The sequence below is a fragment of the Nevskia ramosa DSM 11499 genome (assembly GCF_000420645.1).
GTDB classification, from domain to species: Bacteria; Pseudomonadota; Gammaproteobacteria; order Nevskiales; family Nevskiaceae; genus Nevskia; species Nevskia ramosa.
In genome coordinates this window covers 101186-116611 of sequence record NZ_ATVI01000007.1, presented here as the reverse complement: position 1 = coordinate 116611, position 15426 = coordinate 101186, and the positions used below count along the sequence as shown (strand labels likewise).

The following is a 15426-nucleotide window of genomic DNA, read 5'->3' as shown; positions in this document are numbered from 1 at the left end:
GGCGTTGACAACAGCGTCAAAACAAGTAGTTGCAAGAACATTGCCGGATGCACTGATCGCTGCTTTCAGTGTCCGGACATCGTTGGCAATCCGGCAGGGCAAGACGCGTATAATGCGTCTTCCATACGGTACCGCATGGCCTTTCAAACTGGCCGAGCCGAAGCTTTCGTACAACCCCAAGAGGACTCACGCCCCATGTATCAAGGCAAATCGATCCAGGTCACGCGGTTTGACGGCCCGAACAATACGGTCTGCGCCGAGTTGAAGTTCGACCGCCAGAACGAGTCGGTCAACAAGTTCGACGCTGCGACCATCGCTGAACTGAAGGAAGCGGGTAGCCTGCTCACTGCTGACGCGAGCTTGAAGGGCCTGATCGTCACCAGCGGCAAGGACGTCTTCATCGTCGGTGCCGACATCACCGAATTCGGCAAGAGTTTCCAGCTGCCGGAAGAAGAGATCGCCAAGTGGGCGATCGAGACCAATAAGGTGTTCTCCACGATCGAGGATCTGCCGTTCCCGAGCGTCACAGCGATCAATGGCATCGCACTCGGCGGCGGTTTCGAGATGGCGCTGACCACCGACTACCGCGTGATCTCGGCCAAGGCCAGCATCGGTTTCCCGGAAGTGAAGCTCGGCATCATCCCGGGCTTCGCCGGCACGGTGCGCTTCCCGCGCCTGGTTGGAGCCGACAACGCGATCGAATGGATTGCCGGCGGTGAAGCGGCGAAGCCGGATGCGGCACTGAAGATCAAGGCCGTCGATGCCGTCGTGCCACCCGAAAAAACCCGCGAAGCCGCGCTCAAGCTGCTGGCACTGGCCCAGAGCGGCGCTTTCGACTGGAAGGCGCGCCGCGCCCAGAAGACCGGCAAGCTGAAGCTCGGCCCGATCGAAGCGGCAATGGTCTTCGAGACCGCCAAGGGGTTCATCGCCGGCAAGGCCGGCAAGCATTTCCCGGCGCCGGTTGCGGCCGTGACAGCGATCCAGAAGGGCGCCGGCAAGACTCGTGATGATGCGATCGCGATCGAATCCGCCACCTTCGCCAAGCTGGCCAAGACCCAGGCGGCCGATTCGCTGATCGGCCTGTTCCTGAATGACCAGTTGCTGAAGAAGAAGGGCAAGGCCTATTCGAAGATCGCCCGCCCGGTGAAGCAGGGCGCGGTGCTCGGTGCCGGCATCATGGGCGGCGGCATCGCTTACCAGAGCGCTTCGCGCGGTACGCCGGTGATCATGAAGGACATCGCCGACAAGGCGCTGGACCTCGGCATGAACGAAGCGAACAAGCTGCTTTCGGCCCAGGTCGGCCGCAAGAAGATGACGCCTGAGAAGGCTGGTGCGGTGCTGTCGACGATTCGTCCGACCCTGAACTACGGCGATTTCGGTGCCGTTGACGTAGTTGTCGAAGCGGTCGTCGAGAACCCGAAGGTCAAGAAGGCGGTACTGGCCGACGTCGAGAACATCGTCCGCGCCGATACAGTGATCGCCTCGAACACCTCGTCGATCTCGATCGACCTATTAGCCGCCGATCTGAAGCGCCCCGAGAATTTCCTCGGCATGCACTTCTTCAACCCGGTGCACAAGATGCCGCTGGTCGAGGTCATCAAGGGTGCCAAGACTTCGCCAGAAGCGGTCGCGACCATCGTTGCTTACGCCAGCGCGATGGGCAAGACGCCGATCGTGGTCAACAACTGCCCGGGCTTCCTGGTCAATCGCATCCTGTTCCCGTACTTCGGTGGCTGGAGCCTGCTGCTCCGCGACGGTGCCGACTACCAGAAGATGGACAAGGCAGCGGAAGCTTTTGGCTGGCCGATGGGCCCGAGCTACCTGCAGGACGTGGTCGGCATCGACACTTCGCATCACGTTGGTGACGTGCTCGCCGAAGGCTATCCAGACCGCATGGGCCGCGAGTTCAAGACTGCACTGGACGTGATGTACGAGGCCAAGCGCTACGGCCAGAAGAACGGCATCGGCTTCTACAAGTACGAGACCGATCCGAAGGGCAAGCCGAAGAAGGTCGTCGTTGCCGACACCTACGAGCTGATCGCTCAGGTCCAGCCGAACGGCACCAAGGATTTCGGCGACGAGGAAATCATGGAGCGCCTGATGATCCCGATGATCATCGAAACCGCTCGCTGCCTCGAGGAAAAGATCGTCGACACCGCGAACGAGGCCGACATGGGTCTGATCATGGGCGTCGGCTTCCCGCCGCATCTGGGGGGCGCGCTGAAGTACGCCGATTCCATCGGCCTCGCCAACCTGATCGAGAAGTGCGCGAAGTACGCCCCGCTCGGCAAGCTCTACGAACCGACCGCAACGATGAAGGCCATGGCCGCCGCCGGCCAGCGGTACTACCCGCTCTAAGCGCGCCGCCCCGAACTGAATCCAGGAGACTTGAAATGACTGATGTCGTCATCGTTGATGCCGTCCGCACCCCGATGGGCCGCTCGAAAGCCGGCGTGTTTCGCAATGTCCGCGCCGAGAACCTGTCGGCCGAACTGATCAAGGCGCTGATGAAGCGCAATCCGGCCGTCAACCCGAAGGAAATCGAAGACGTGATCTGGGGCTGCGTGCAGCAGACCAAAGAGCAGGGCTTCAACATCGCCCGCCAGGCTTCGCTGCTCGCCGGCCTGCCGATCGAAGTGTCGGGCCAGACCGTCAATCGCCTCTGCGGTTCGTCGATGACCGCGATCCATTCGGCGGTCGGCGCGATCCAGGCCGGAGCCGGTGAAATCTTCATCTGCGGCGGTGTCGAACACATGGGCCATGTACCGATGGACTACAACTTCGACGGCAACCCGGAACTGTCGGTCACTACTGCGAAAGCGGCGGCGATGATGGGTCTGACTGCCGAAATGCTGGCGACAGCGTTCCAGCTCAGCCGTCTGAAGCAGGACGAGTTCGCGCTGGCCTCGCATCAGAAGGCGGCGGCTGCGCAGAAGAATGGCGGCTTCAAGAACGAGATGGTCCCGGTCGCCGGACATGATGCCGATGGTCTGCCGATCCTCGTCGACTTCGATGAGGTCGTCCGTGGCAACGCCAATATCGAGGACCTCGGCAAGCTGAAGCCGGCGTTCAATCCGAAGGGTTCGGTCACGGCCGGCAACAGCTCGGCGCTGTCCGATGGCGCGTCGGCGGTACTGGTGATGACTGCCGACAAGGCCAAGGCGCTGGGTCTGAAGCCGCTGGCCCGCATCGTGTCGATGGCGAGTGCCGGTTGCGATCCGTCAACGATGGGCCGCGGCCCGGTGCCGGCGACCCTGAAGGCGCTGAAGCGCGCCGGCCTGACCCTGGCCGACATCGACTACTTCGAACTGAACGAAGCCTTCGCCGCACAGGCGCTGTCGGTGATGACCGAGCTGAAGATTCTCGACCGCATGGACCGCGTCAACCTGAAGGGTGGGGCGATCGCGCTCGGCCATCCGCTGGGTTGCTCCGGTGCTCGCATCACCGGTGCGCTGGCTCATGTGCTCAACGAGCAGGGCGGCCGCTACGGTCTGGCGACGATGTGCATCGGCATGGGTCAGGGCGTGGCGACGATCATCGAACGCCTGCATTGATCGCTTGCTGAGCTGTAAAAAAGGCCGGGTGATCCCCGGCCTTTTTGTGTCTGTCTTGTCTGCGGCGAATCAGGTCTGGATAACGGTCATGCCCGGGGCGATGCCGCGGCCGAGCTTGGCGCGCGTTCCGCTGAGGCCGAAAGTCTGGATGCCTTCGACCAGCATGCGGGTCGCAAAGCGAGCGGCCTGATCGGGATCGCGGCCGCCCTGTTCGCAGAGCACGCGGCCGATCTCGAAAGCCATGCCGTAGAGCGCGGCGGCCAGCAGATCGACATCGAGTTCCGGGAACAGGCCGCGCGCCATCGCATCGTTGAGATCGCCCTTCAGCTGCTGCATCGGGATGCCGACCACGGTTTCCTTGAACAGGCTGCGCACCGCGTACTCGTTGCGCAGAATCAATTCGAAGAAACAGGGCTCCTCGATGATCTTCTCGAACAAGGTCTGGAAGGCGCCGTACAGGAAGTCGCTCAAGGTCGCGGCTTCGGCGCGCATGGCGTGCATGCGCCGGGTGATCTCGCCCATGCGCTCGTCCAGCACTTCCTTGAACAGCGCTTCCTTGTCCGGGAAGTAGTTATAGAAGGTCCCCGGCGCCAGCCCGCTTTCTCGGACGATGTCGCGCACTGTCACCGCATCGAAGCCCATTCCCACGAAACAGACGCGCGCCGCTTCGATCAGCGTGGCGCGGTTCGCCTGCTTGTTGTGTTCGCGCTTGTTATCGCGAGGCAGGGAGGACAAGGCTTTCGTCCTCGGCCGTTCAGTTGAACTTCGAGAAATCCGGCTTGCGCTTGGCGATGAACGCGGTCATCGCTTCCATCGCTTCCGGTTGGCGCAGCATTGGAATGAAGTGATCGGCTTCGAGCGGAATCGCTTCCTGGATCAGCCCGTCGGACCAGCGCTTCATCAGCATCTTGGTCACCCGCAACGCGTTCGGCGGCTGGGCGGCAAGCTTCAGAGCCCGGGCCAGTGCATGGGCTTCGACCTCGTCTTCCGGCAGCACCGCATTGACCAGACCGCTGGCTTCAGCCACCGCAGCGGTGAACGGCTCGCCGAGCAGCAGCATTTCGGCCGCCTTCACATGGCCGATCATTCGCGGCAGCAGATAGGTCGACGCGAACTCGGCGCAGATGCCGATGTTGACGAACGGGAACTGGAGACGGGCGCCGGTGCCGGCGTAGACGAGGTCACAGTGCAGCAGCATCGTCGCGCCGATACCGACCGCCGGGCCGTTGACGGCAGCGACCACCGGCTTCGGCAACGCGGCCAGCGCATGCATGAAGCGCAGCACCGGGTTCTCGTCTTTCGGCGTGTTGTGGTCGAGCTTCAGAAAGTCCTGCAGGTCGTTGCCGGCGCAGAAGGAATTGCCGGTGCCGGTGAACAGCACGACACGGACTTCCGGGTTCGCGGCGGCTTCGTTGACGGCGGCTCCCATCGCCAGATACATGTCCTGGGTCAGCGCGTTTTTCTTGTCGGCGCGGTTCAGGCGGATGGTCATCACGCGATCCTTGATGTCGGTCAGGATCAGCGGGTTCTGAGGCTGGGTCACAAGCAACTCCGGGATAGTCAGCGGGCAATGAGCCATCATGCCCCAGCCCCTATCGCGTCGTCATTCGGTAATGAAGCTTGCCGTAGCGTTCAGCGAAAGCCCGGTCTGGTTGCGAGGCCAAAAAATGCTGCGCCTCGGCGAGTTCCGGCTCAGCGACGCGGCGACACGTACATGGTGATGTCGGCTTCCATGACCACGATGCCGGCGCTGTCCAGCACCTGCACCGGCAGCACGACATCGCCGCGAAAATCGTCGGCGAACGCGGGCGTCCATTCCAGCACCGCATGCAGATCGGTCGCCGCCTTCTTCAGATAGCGCACGGTCATGCCTTTCGGAATCCAGCGCAGGGCCTTCGGCAAGGTCGCTTCGATCAGCAGGCCACCGACCAGTTCGCAGAGATTGCACATCGCGATGGCGTGAACGGTGCCGATATGGTTCTGCACCGAGCGCCGCTTGCGCAAGGATGCTTCGCAGCGGCCAAGCCTGAGATCGGTCACCAGCGGCCGGATACTGCCGAAGTAGGGCGCAGTGCGGCAGACGCCGCGGGTGAACAGTTCGCGGCCCAGCGGGAGCCGGGACAGGGCAGCGAAGAGCTTGACCGGCGACGGCATGGGATCAGTCGACGTACAGCGAGCTGACCGATTCCTCGGCGCTGACTCGGCGGATGGTTTCCGCGAGCAGGCCGGCGATCGACAGCTGGCGGATCTTCGAGCAGGCCTTGGCTTCCTTCGACAGCACGATGGTGTCGGTGCAGACCATCGAGTCGAGCTGGGAATTCTGGATGTTCGAGATCGCCGGCCCCGATAGCACCGGATGGGTCACGTAGGCGACGACCTTGATCGCGCCATGTTCCTTCAGCGCTGCAGCGGCCTTGCCGAGCGTGCCAGCGGTGTCGACGAGATCGTCGATCAACACGCAGGTCTTGCCGGAGACATCACCGATGATGTTCATCACCTGCGATTCGTTGGCGCGCGGACGGCGCTTGTCGATGATCGCGAGGTCGGCCTCGTCGAGTTGCTTGGCCAGTGCACGGGCGCGAACCACGCCACCGACATCCGGCGAAACGACGATCAGGTTTTCGTACTTCTGGCGCCAGATGTCGCCGAGCAGCACCGGGCTGGCGTAGACGTTGTCGACCGGGATGTCGAAGAAGCCCTGAATCTGGTCGGCGTGGAGATCGACGGTCAGCACGCGATGGGCGCCGCATTCGCCGATCATGTCGGCCACCACCTTGGCGCTGATCGGCACGCGCGCCGAACGCGGGCGACGATCCTGTCGGGCGTAGCCGAAATACGGCACGACGGCGGTGATACGGCCTGCCGATGCGCGCTTGAAGGCGTCGAGCATCATCAGCAATTCCATGATGTGCTGGTCGGTCGGTGCGTGCGTCGGCTGGATCACGAAGACGTCCTTGCCGCGAACGTTTTCGAGAATCTCGATCTGTACTTCGCCGTCCGAGAACCGGCCGAGCGACATCTTGCCGAGCGGCATGTGCAGGTAGTTCGCGATGTCCTGAGCGAGCGCCGGGTTGGCACTGCCGCTGAACAACATCAACTGGGCTGAACTGTCAGACATCGGGGCTCGGGTTCTTGGTGAGAGGGCCGGGGGCAACGAGGGGACAGCGGGGTTGCGTATGCCGGCAGGATAAGAAACTGGATCCCCGCCTTCGCGGGGACACTCGATCTTGTAAGCGCCGTGCAACCGGCGCTGACAGAATCTGAGTGGCTGGGGCGGATGGACTCGAACCACCGAATGGGAGGATCAAAACCTCCTGCCTTACCACTTGGCGACGCCCCAACATCTCAAAGCGCGCGAATTATAGCGTCGTGATGCGCGGGCTTGGCGGTCCGCGCAAGATTATTCGCACGCAAACGCGCTAGGGCGTGCCCGACCATTCGTCGATCACCAGGCGGAAGCTGCGATTGCCGTTCGACAGAGTGAGCTTGCGTGGCAGCGCCAGCGAATTCACGGCCTGATATTCCAGATACTCGATCTTCCAGCCGGTCTGCTCGAAAGTTTCGGCGCGGCCGATCTCGTCGAGCTTGACGATCTTCGGCGCATCTTCGTAATGACGCGTCAGCGCCGGTACGCCGAGTACCCAGTAACGCAGCATGCCGAGTGGCACGCTCCAGCCAAGACGTTCCTGCATGTAGCTTTCCGGCTCGCGCGTGGCGATGACGCCGTTCTTGCTGCGGATCTCCACGCCTTGCGGATCACCGCTGATCGCCAGCGCACCGACGCCAAGCGGGCCGGAGATGCGCATATCGATACGCTCGCCGCTCTGCGTCCAGTCGATATCGCCACGGCCGCCGGCGATGCCGGACTCGGCAATCCGGCCTTTCAGCCCGAAGCTCTGCACGGCCGCGATGTTCGAGCGGCGGATGCCCCAGTTTCGTTCAGCCAGATCGGTATTCAGCTGCTTGACCGGCCGGCCGCCGCAGGCGCTGAGCAGCAGGGCAACCAGCGCAGCGACGATCAGACGCTGCGTTGGCAATCGGGTTGGCTTCATGGCATCAGTCGTTTGACGGTTTCTTGCAGCACAGGGTGGTCGGGCGCCGTTTCCTGCGCCTTCTTCCAGACCTGCTGCGCGCGCTCTCGTTCACCGGTGCTCCACAAGGCTTCGCCGAAATGGGCCGCCACTTCCGGATCCGGGAATGCTTCATAGGCGCGGGCCAACAGCGCCACGGCCTCGCTCGCGCGGCCTTGCCGGAAGCGCAGCCAGCCCATGCTGTCGATCACCGACGGATCCTGCGGCGTCAGTTCCAGCGCCTTGACGATCAGCCGTTCGGCTTCGTCGAGCCGGGTGCCGTGCACGGTCAGCATGAAGCCGAGGGCGTTCAGCGCCCGGGCGTCGGCCGGTTCGCGCACCAGCACGGCGCGCAAGTCGGATTCGGCCTCGTCGAGCCTCTGCATGCGCTCATTGATCAGCGAACGGGCGTAGAGCAGTTCCGGATCGTTCTCGTAAAGCTTCAGCGCTTCGGAATACAGGCGCTGGCCTTCATCGAGTTCACCGGCGTCACCCAGCAGCTGACCTTCGATGACATATAGACGAGGTGCCAGCTGCGGATACTGCTCGCGCAGCTGCTCAAGCGTGGCGCGGGCGTCCGGCAGGCGGCCGAGGCGGGCCAGCATCGTCGCTCGGCGGATGGTGGCGTCGAGCACCTGCTGCCCGCTGCTGACCAGCGTGTATTCCTTCAGCGCGTTCTCGAACTGGTCACGCCGTTCGGCGATGCGGCCGAGGTAATAGTGCGCATCGACGCCCCGTTCCTTGCCGGTCGACAGCGCCTTGAAACGCAGCTCGGCTTCGTCGAGCTTGCCTTCGTCGAGATCGAGCAGGCCGAGCATGTACTGAGCGTCGGTATTGTCGGCCTCGTGCTTCAGCACGGCTTTCAGTTGCTTGCGCGCGCGGCCCTTCTGGTTCGCTTCGATCAGCAGCCGCGTGTAGCCCAGCCGCAGATCGGATTCGATCGGATTGTTGCGGACCTGATTTTCGAGCAGGCGATCGGATTCGGTGAAATCGCCCTTGCGCACCAGTACGCCGGTCAGCAGCAGCGGCGCTTCCTTGGAGCCCGGCTCGAGGCGCATCGCTTCGCGCGCCGAGCGTTCCGCCAGGTCGATGTCATTGAAGCGCAGCGCCAGCAGACCCTGGGCGTGCCAGGCGCCGCTGCGTTTCGGCTGAGTGGCGACCAGCCGCTCCATCAGCAGCAGCGCCGACGCGGCGTGGTCCTCTTCCTGCGACAGCAGCAAGGCCACATGACGGAAACCATCGTCCGGGCCACCGGGATGATCGGCGACGATCGCCATGCACTGCTGGAAGGAGTCATCGACCAGCCCGGCGCGCAGCGCCAGCCGCAGGATCACTTCGCGGGCTTCGAGGCTGGTCGGTTCCAGCTTCAGCCACTTGCGGGCGCCATTCAGCGCCAGATCGGCATCGTTGGCGCTCAGGGCCAGCATCGTGGCGCGGGCTGCAAGCGCCGGATCACTGACGAAATCAAGCGCCTGGATGAATTCTTCGGCCGCAACCTGGGGCTGCTTGCGCCCGGCGGCGACCTCACCCGCGAGGATGTGGTACTGGGCCTGGGCCTCGCGGGATGGCGCTGCCGGTTGATGCGCCGCGCTGGCCGAGGGTGCCGAATCTGCCGCCTGAAGAGCCGGGCTTAGCAGGCAGCCGCCAAGCACGGAGATTGCAAAGCCCAACGGGAGTTGCAGGGACGGACAGGAGGCTTGCACGTAGAGTTCGGCCAGGGAGAAATCGTGAACGTATTGTAGCGCTCCGCTTCGATCAGGCGTCCTCCGTCCGCCGCCGAAAGGGCGGTTGGGCGGCTCGTGAGGGGCTCGCCGTTGACGGTAGTGACGGCGCTTGCTTGTGCCGGCCGACGTCATGCCGGAAAATCAACCAAACGAGACATCTGTGACCCCATGGCCTTATTGACACTCGGACTCAGTCATCACTCCGCGCCGGTTGAAACGCGCGAGCGACTGGCGTTCACCGAGGCCGAAATTCCCGAGGCGCTGATTCGCCTGCGTGGACTGTCCGGAGTCAGCGAAGCGGCGATCCTGTCGACCTGCAACCGCACCGAGATTTTCGCCGTTGCTTCACTCGACCACGAAGTGCGTCTGCTCGACTGGTGGCAGCGCGAGCGCCAGGCGCCGGCCGGCACCATTGCCGCTCATACCTATGTGCTGCGTGATCGCGGCACGGTCAAGCACTCGCTGAGAGTCGCCTCCGGCCTCGATTCGATGGTCCTCGGCGAGCCGCAGATCCTCGGCCAGATGAAGACCGCGTTCGCGCTGGCCCAAGGCGTGAAGTCGCTCGGCCCGGTGCTGTACCGGCTTTTCCAGCATTCGTTCTCGGTGGCCAAGCTGGTGCGCAGCGAGACCGAGATCGGCGCCCATCCGGTGTCGATCGCCTACGCCGCCGTGCAGATGGCGCATCACATCTTTTCCGATCTGCGCAATCAGAGCGTGCTGCTGATCGGCGCTGGCGAAACCATCCAGCTGTTGGCGCGGCATCTGAAGACCAGCGGCGTCGGGCGCATCGTGGTTGCCAATCGCAGCCTCGAGAAAGCCCAGGCGCTGGCGACCTCGCTGGGCGGCTACGCGATCAGTCTCGCCGAGATCGCCACCCATCTTCCGGAAGCGGACGTGGTCATTTCCTGCACCGCCGCGCGCGGCTTCATTCTCGGCAAGGAACCGGTGGCGCATGCGCTGGCGCGTCGCCGCCGCAAACCGGTGCTGATGATCGATCTCGCCGTGCCGCGTGATCTCGATCCGGCGATCAGTACTCTGGAAGACGTTTATTTGTACACGCTGGACGATCTGAAAGCGGTGATCGCCGGCAACATGAAGGTGCGCGAGAACGCCGCCAAGCAGGCCGAAGCGCTGGTCGAAGACCACGCCACGCAGTTCGAGCGCTGGCTGGAAAGCCGCGATGCCGGCGTCACCATTCGCCGCTTGCGCGACCAGGCGCGGATCAGCCGCGATGACGTGCTCGAAAAAGCCGCGCGCAAGCTCGCCAACGGCGAAAGCCCGGCCGCGGTGATGGCCTTCGTTGCTGACACGCTGACCAACAAGCTGCTGCATGCACCGAGCAAGGCCTTGCGCTCGGCTGACGTGGTGGAGCAGTCGCAGTTGATGGACGCGGCGGAACGGCTGTTCGATCTGCCGCCGCTGGAACCCTGAGCGCAGCCATGGTCGGGATCGGCGAGGAAAGCGGTCAGCCTTAGCGAGCCTCACTCGCTGTGCTGCATCGCCTCGTTCCGCCGCCCACTCACGCCTGTCGCCTCTGGACCATGAAACCCAGCCTGCTCCGCAAGATCGAAACCCTCGCCGAGCGCCGCGCCGATGTTGCCGGCGAGCTCTCCTCGCCCGAAGTGCTTGGCGATTCCGACAAATTCCGTCGGCTGTCGCAGGAATACGCAGCACTCGGCCCGGTGGTCGACGCCTACGACGCCTATCGCGCGGCGCTCGACGAGATCGAAGGCCTGGAGCTGCTGAAGGCCGACAGCGACCCGGAAATGCGCGCGATGGCCGAGGCCGATCTGCCGGCGCTCAACCTCAAGCGTGATGCACTGCAGCTGGAACTCGAATCCTTCCTGGTACCGAAGGACCCGCTCGACAACAGCAACGTCTTCCTCGAAATCCGCGCCGGCACCGGCGGTGACGAAGCGGCGATCTTCGCCGGTGACCTGTTCCGCATGTACCAGAAGTACGCCGAGGCGCAGGGCTGGGCGCTGGAAGTGCTGTCCGAGAACGAAGGCGAGCACGGCGGCTTCAAGGAAATCATTTCCCGCATCGCCGGCTTCGGCGCGTACTCGCGACTCAAGTTCGAAAGTGGCGCGCATCGAGTGCAGCGGGTGCCGGAAACGGAGGCACAGGGCCGCATCCACACCAGCGCCGCGACCGTCGCCGTACTGGCAGAAGTCGAAGAAGCGCAGGCGATCGACATCAATCCGGCGGATCTGAAGGTCGATACCTATCGTTCTTCCGGCGCCGGCGGCCAGCACGTCAACAAGACCGAATCGGCGATCCGCATCACCCATCTGCCCAGCGGCGTGGTCGTCGAATGCCAGGAAGAGCGCAGCCAGCACAAGAACCGCGCGAAGGCGATGAGCCTGCTCGCCTCGCGCCTGCTCGACGCCGAGCGCAGCAAGCAGGACAGCGAGATGGCGGCCACGCGCAAGAAGCTGGTCGGTTCCGGCGATCGTTCCGAGCGCATCCGCACCTACAATTTTCCGCAGGGCCGGGTCACCGATCACCGCATCAATCTGACGCTATATCAGCTCGATCGGGTGATCGCTGGTGAACTCGACGGTGTCATCAAGCCACTGCTCGCCGAGCATCAGGCCGAACTGATGGCCAGCGCCGGGGATGCCGGCTGATGTCGGCGGACGAGACGGCCGCACCCACGGTGCAGCTGCCGAGCGATGCAACACCGCGCCCGGTACCGAACGTCCAAGGTCTGGCGCCAGGCACCGTCCGCGATTGGCTGAACTGGGCCGAGTCGGAACTGGAAGCCACGTCAGACAGCGCGCGCGCCGATGCCGAAGTGTTGCTGGCCCGGCTGATCGGCAGCGAACGCTCGCAACTGCGTTTGCGTCACGAGGACGCGATCGAAGCGGCGACCGTGCTGCGTTACGCCTCGACGATCGAACGTCGCAAGCTCGGCGAGCCGGTGGCCTACATCACGACGCGGCAGGGCTTCTGGACCCTGGAGCTGGCGGTCGACACCCATGTGCTGATTCCGCGGCCGGATACCGAGACGCTGGTCGAATGGGCGCTGTCGCTGTTGCCCGAGAAGACTTCTGTGGCACGCGTGCTCGATCTCGGCACCGGTAGCGGCGCGATTGCTTTGGCGATTGCCAGCGAACGACCGAGTACTTCCGTCATCGCCACCGATGTTTCCGAAGCGGCACTCGATGTCGCCCGCGAGAACGCGCGGCTCAATGAAGTCAGTAACCTCGAGTTCATCTGCTCATCCTGGTTAGAAGGCTTGAGTAAAAGCGCTTGCGACGAGAGAGGGGAAAGCAGCTTCGATCTGATCGTTTCCAATCCTCCTTACATCGCCGAAGGCGATAGCCACCTCACCGAGCTCCGATACGAGCCGCGCCTCGCGCTGACTTCCGGTGCTGACGGACTGGAGGCGATCCGCGAGATCATTCGCGATGCGCCAGCGCATCTGAAAGCGGGTGGCTGGCTGTTGCTCGAACACGGTTACGAACAGGGCTCTGCAGTACGATCCCTGCTGCAAGCGGCAGGCTTCGTCGAGCTTGAAACGCGGCGCGACTTCGGCGGCCAGGAGCGCGTCAGCGGCGGTCGCAAAGCCGGGAATGAAAGCGAATGAACGCGAAGAAGTCGGCCGGACTCAGCTTTGAGGATGTGCGCCGACTGGCGCTGGCCCTGCCGAGTGTCGAAGACGGCACCAGCTACGGTACGCCGGCCCTCAAGCTGCGCGGCAAGCTGTTTCTCCGTCTGCGCGAAGACGGCGAAACCTTGGTGGTGCCAGCCGATAATGCTGCCCGCGAATACTGGATGCAGGTCAATCCAGAAACCTTCTTCATCACCGATCACTACGTAGGCTATGACCGCCTGCTCGTCCGCCTGCCTGCAGTTCGTGAGACGGCTTTGAAGGTGATCATCGAAACGGGTTGGCGACGGATTGCGCCAGCCAAACTGCTGGCGCAGCACCCCACGATCGGCGAGCCTCGGCCGTGAGCGTCGATCTCCAGCGCTACAGCCGCCAGATCGTATTGCGCGAGGTTGGGGTGAACGGCCAGAGCCTGCTGCGTGACTCGACCGCCTTGATCATCGGCATCGGCGGCCTCGGCTCGCCGGCCAGCCTGTATCTCGCCGGTGCCGGGCTTGGTCGGCTGATTCTCAGCGACCGCGACCATGTCGATCGTTCGAACCTGCAGCGGCAAATCGTCTATCGCATTACCGATCTTGGCCGCGCGAAGCTCGATGCGGCGGCCGACAACCTGCGCGCGCTGAACCCGGAATGCGTGATCGAAACGCGGCCGGGGCCGCTCGATGAGGCAGGCCTTGCCGCGGCAATAGGCGAGGCCGACATCGTGCTCGACTGCTCGGACAACTTCCCGACGCGCTTCGCGGTCAATGCCGCCTGTGTCGCCGCCCGCAAGCCGCTGGTGTCGGGTGCTGCGATCCGTTTCGAAGGCCAGATCGCGCTGTTCGTGCCGGGTGGTCCCTGTTACGCCTGCCTGTTCGGCGAGCACGGCGAAGCGACCGAAACCTGCGAGGAAGCCGGCGTGCTCGGCCCGGTGGTGGGCGTGATCGGCGCGATGCAGGCGCTGATCGCGATCAAGGCCTTGCTCGGCATCGGTGACGACGCCGGCCGCCTGCAACTCTGGGATGCGCTCAAACTGTCGTGGCGGCGTCTGAACATCGCCCGTGATCCGCGCTGCCGCGTATGCGGCAGTAACTGAACAAACTTGCCGCGTCTGCGGCAGCCCCTGAACTGATCCTGAAATTCCGATGCCAACGCCCAGCACGCCAATCCTGATCCCGCGCCGCTTCGCGATCCGCCTGCTGCACGAGGCGCAGATCGCCACCGAGCCGTTCCTGAGTCTGGTCGTCGCCGACGAAGCCGAGGGCAGTGCGCCGAACGGCTGGATGCCACTGGCCGCCGGCGCGTCGATCGCCGATGCGCAGACGATGCTGGCCACGCATGGCAAGCGCATCTGGGCGCTGTACCGCCATCGGCCGGAGCTGCCGAATCCGCCGCTGGCAGAAGATTTCGCCGATCACCCGGAACTGCTGCGTTTGACCGCATCACTGGCGATCAAGGGCGTGCTGCAGCTGCGCGGCTGGTGGTGGCTGGATGCCGACATTGTCGAGCAGGAACTCGACGTGGAAGCCTGAAGGCTCGCACGCTGGCAGAATGTCAGTACGACTGTTCACAAGAACGATAGCCCGAGAGGAGTTCCCATGACTGATACCGCTGCCGCCGCCCCCAAGATCCTGACCGAACGTCGCGGCCATGTGTTGCTGATCGCCTTCAACCGGCCAGAGAAGTACAACGCCTTCGACCTGGACATGCATCACCAGCTCGCGGCTGCGTATGGTTTGCTCGATACCGATCCGGAACTGCGTTGTGCGCTGGTCTACGCCAACGGCAAGCACTTCACCGCCGGTCTCGATCTGCCGAAATGGACGCCGGCGTTCTCGTCCGGCCAATGGCCCGATCTCGCCGAGCACGAGCGCGATCCGTTCGGTCTGATTCCCGAGAAGCGTGTCTCCAAGCCCGTCGTGTTCGCGATGCATGGCATCTGCTACACGGTGGCGATCGAGCTGGCGCTGGCGGCCGATATCCGCGTTGCAGGCGACGACTGCCGCTTCGGCCAGATCGAAGTGAAGCGCGGTATCTATGCGGTTGGCGGGGCGACGGTGCGCATGGTTCAGGAATTCGGCTGGGGCAATGCGCAGCGTTATCTGCTGACCGGCGACGAGTTCAACGCCGCCGAAGCACTGCGCATCGGCCTGGTTCAGGAAGTCACGGCGGCCGGCGCGCAGTTCCAGCGCGGGCTGGAGATCGCCGAAAGAGTCGCCGCGCAGGCGCCGCTGGGCGTTTACGCATCGCTCAAGTCGTCGCGTATCGCGATCGAGCAGGGCGACCAGAAGGCGATCGATCGTCTGGTCAAGGACCTCGCGCCGATCATGGGCAGCGAAGACGTGAAGGAAGGCGTGCAGTCCTTCGTCGAGCGGCGTCCGGCGCGTTTCACGGGCAAATAAGGCTGAATTCGGCGCCGCCCCAGCGAACTGCGCGGGGCGGCGCTTTCGCGTGAACGCTACAATCCGCGCCGGTCTTTTCCC

General features: G+C 63.9%; 15 protein-coding genes and 1 tRNA gene. 9 read left to right on the top strand and 7 right to left on the bottom strand.

Features of this window, described 5'->3' with window-relative positions; all coding sequences use genetic code 11:
• Positions 1–195: 195 nt before the first annotated feature.
• Positions 196–2358 carry a fatty acid oxidation complex subunit alpha FadB gene (gene fadB / locus G513_RS0111920; protein ID WP_022977075.1) on the top strand — a complete coding sequence of 721 codons (2163 nt, stop codon included), beginning with the start codon at positions 196–198 and terminating at the stop codon, positions 2356–2358.
• A gap of 35 nt (positions 2359–2393) precedes the next feature.
• Complete coding sequence (gene fadA, locus G513_RS0111915) at positions 2394–3554, top strand: acetyl-CoA C-acyltransferase FadA (protein WP_022977074.1); 1161 nt, start codon at positions 2394–2396, stop codon at positions 3552–3554.
• A gap of 69 nt (positions 3555–3623) precedes the next feature.
• Here fadA and G513_RS0111910 read toward each other — a convergent pair whose 3' ends face one another.
• The 7 genes from G513_RS0111910 to G513_RS0111880 form a co-directional block, all read right to left on the bottom strand.
• Positions 3624–4289, bottom strand: coding sequence for a TetR/AcrR family transcriptional regulator (locus tag G513_RS0111910; protein WP_022977073.1), 666 nt, complete (start codon positions 4287–4289; stop codon positions 3624–3626).
• A gap of 19 nt (positions 4290–4308) precedes the next feature.
• Complete coding sequence (locus G513_RS0111905) at positions 4309–5097, bottom strand: enoyl-CoA hydratase (RefSeq protein WP_022977072.1); 789 nt, start codon at positions 5095–5097, stop codon at positions 4309–4311.
• A gap of 149 nt (positions 5098–5246) precedes the next feature.
• The gene (locus G513_RS0111900; protein WP_022977071.1) at positions 5247–5708 is read right to left on the bottom strand and encodes a hotdog fold domain-containing protein; all 462 of its coding nucleotides are present in this window, start codon (positions 5706–5708) and stop codon (positions 5247–5249) included.
• A 4-nt stretch (positions 5709–5712) separates the two neighbouring features.
• The gene (locus tag G513_RS0111895; protein WP_211219660.1) at positions 5713–6672 is read right to left on the bottom strand and encodes a ribose-phosphate diphosphokinase; all 960 of its coding nucleotides are present in this window, start codon (positions 6670–6672) and stop codon (positions 5713–5715) included.
• Between the two features lie 147 nt (positions 6673–6819).
• A tRNA-Gln gene (locus G513_RS0111890) sits at positions 6820–6894 on the bottom strand.
• Between the two features lie 79 nt (positions 6895–6973).
• Positions 6974–7606 carry a lipoprotein insertase outer membrane protein LolB gene (lolB, locus tag G513_RS0111885; RefSeq protein ID WP_022977069.1) on the bottom strand — a complete coding sequence of 211 codons (633 nt, stop codon included), beginning with the start codon at positions 7604–7606 and terminating at the stop codon, positions 6974–6976.
• Complete coding sequence (locus G513_RS0111880) at positions 7603–9294, bottom strand: tetratricopeptide repeat protein (RefSeq protein WP_022977068.1); 1692 nt, start codon at positions 9292–9294, stop codon at positions 7603–7605. Before G513_RS0111880 ends, lolB begins: the two co-directional genes overlap by 4 nt.
• Before the next feature lie 222 nt (positions 9295–9516).
• Here G513_RS0111880 and hemA point away from each other — a divergent pair, with 222 nt between their 5' ends.
• The 7 genes from hemA to G513_RS0111845 all read left to right on the top strand — a co-directional run bounded on the left by hemA (position 9517) and on the right by G513_RS0111845 (position 15345).
• Positions 9517–10779 carry a glutamyl-tRNA reductase gene (hemA, locus tag G513_RS0111875; RefSeq protein ID WP_022977067.1) on the top strand — a complete coding sequence of 421 codons (1263 nt, stop codon included), beginning with the start codon at positions 9517–9519 and terminating at the stop codon, positions 10777–10779.
• Positions 10780–10889: 110 nt separating this feature from the next.
• Positions 10890–11978 carry a peptide chain release factor 1 gene (gene prfA / locus G513_RS0111870; protein WP_022977066.1) on the top strand — a complete coding sequence of 363 codons (1089 nt, stop codon included), beginning with the start codon at positions 10890–10892 and terminating at the stop codon, positions 11976–11978.
• The gene (prmC, locus tag G513_RS0111865) at positions 11978–12940 is read left to right on the top strand and encodes a peptide chain release factor N(5)-glutamine methyltransferase (protein WP_022977065.1); all 963 of its coding nucleotides are present in this window, start codon (positions 11978–11980) and stop codon (positions 12938–12940) included. Before prfA ends, prmC begins: the two co-directional genes overlap by 1 nt.
• The gene (locus G513_RS0111860) at positions 12937–13311 is read left to right on the top strand and encodes an MmcQ/YjbR family DNA-binding protein (protein ID WP_022977064.1); all 375 of its coding nucleotides are present in this window, start codon (positions 12937–12939) and stop codon (positions 13309–13311) included. Before prmC ends, G513_RS0111860 begins: the two co-directional genes overlap by 4 nt.
• Positions 13308–14039 (top strand): HesA/MoeB/ThiF family protein, encoded by a 732-nt coding sequence (locus tag G513_RS0111855; RefSeq protein ID WP_022977063.1) that lies wholly within the window; start codon positions 13308–13310, stop codon positions 14037–14039. Before G513_RS0111860 ends, G513_RS0111855 begins: the two co-directional genes overlap by 4 nt.
• Before the next feature lie 49 nt (positions 14040–14088).
• Positions 14089–14475: a hypothetical protein gene (locus G513_RS0111850; RefSeq protein WP_022977062.1), complete on the top strand. Its 387-nt coding sequence runs from the start codon at positions 14089–14091 to the stop codon at positions 14473–14475.
• A gap of 66 nt (positions 14476–14541) precedes the next feature.
• A complete protein-coding gene (locus tag G513_RS0111845) occupies positions 14542–15345 on the top strand; it encodes a crotonase/enoyl-CoA hydratase family protein (RefSeq protein ID WP_022977061.1) in 804 nt (267 codons plus the stop codon).
• Positions 15346–15426 lie beyond the last annotated feature (81 nt).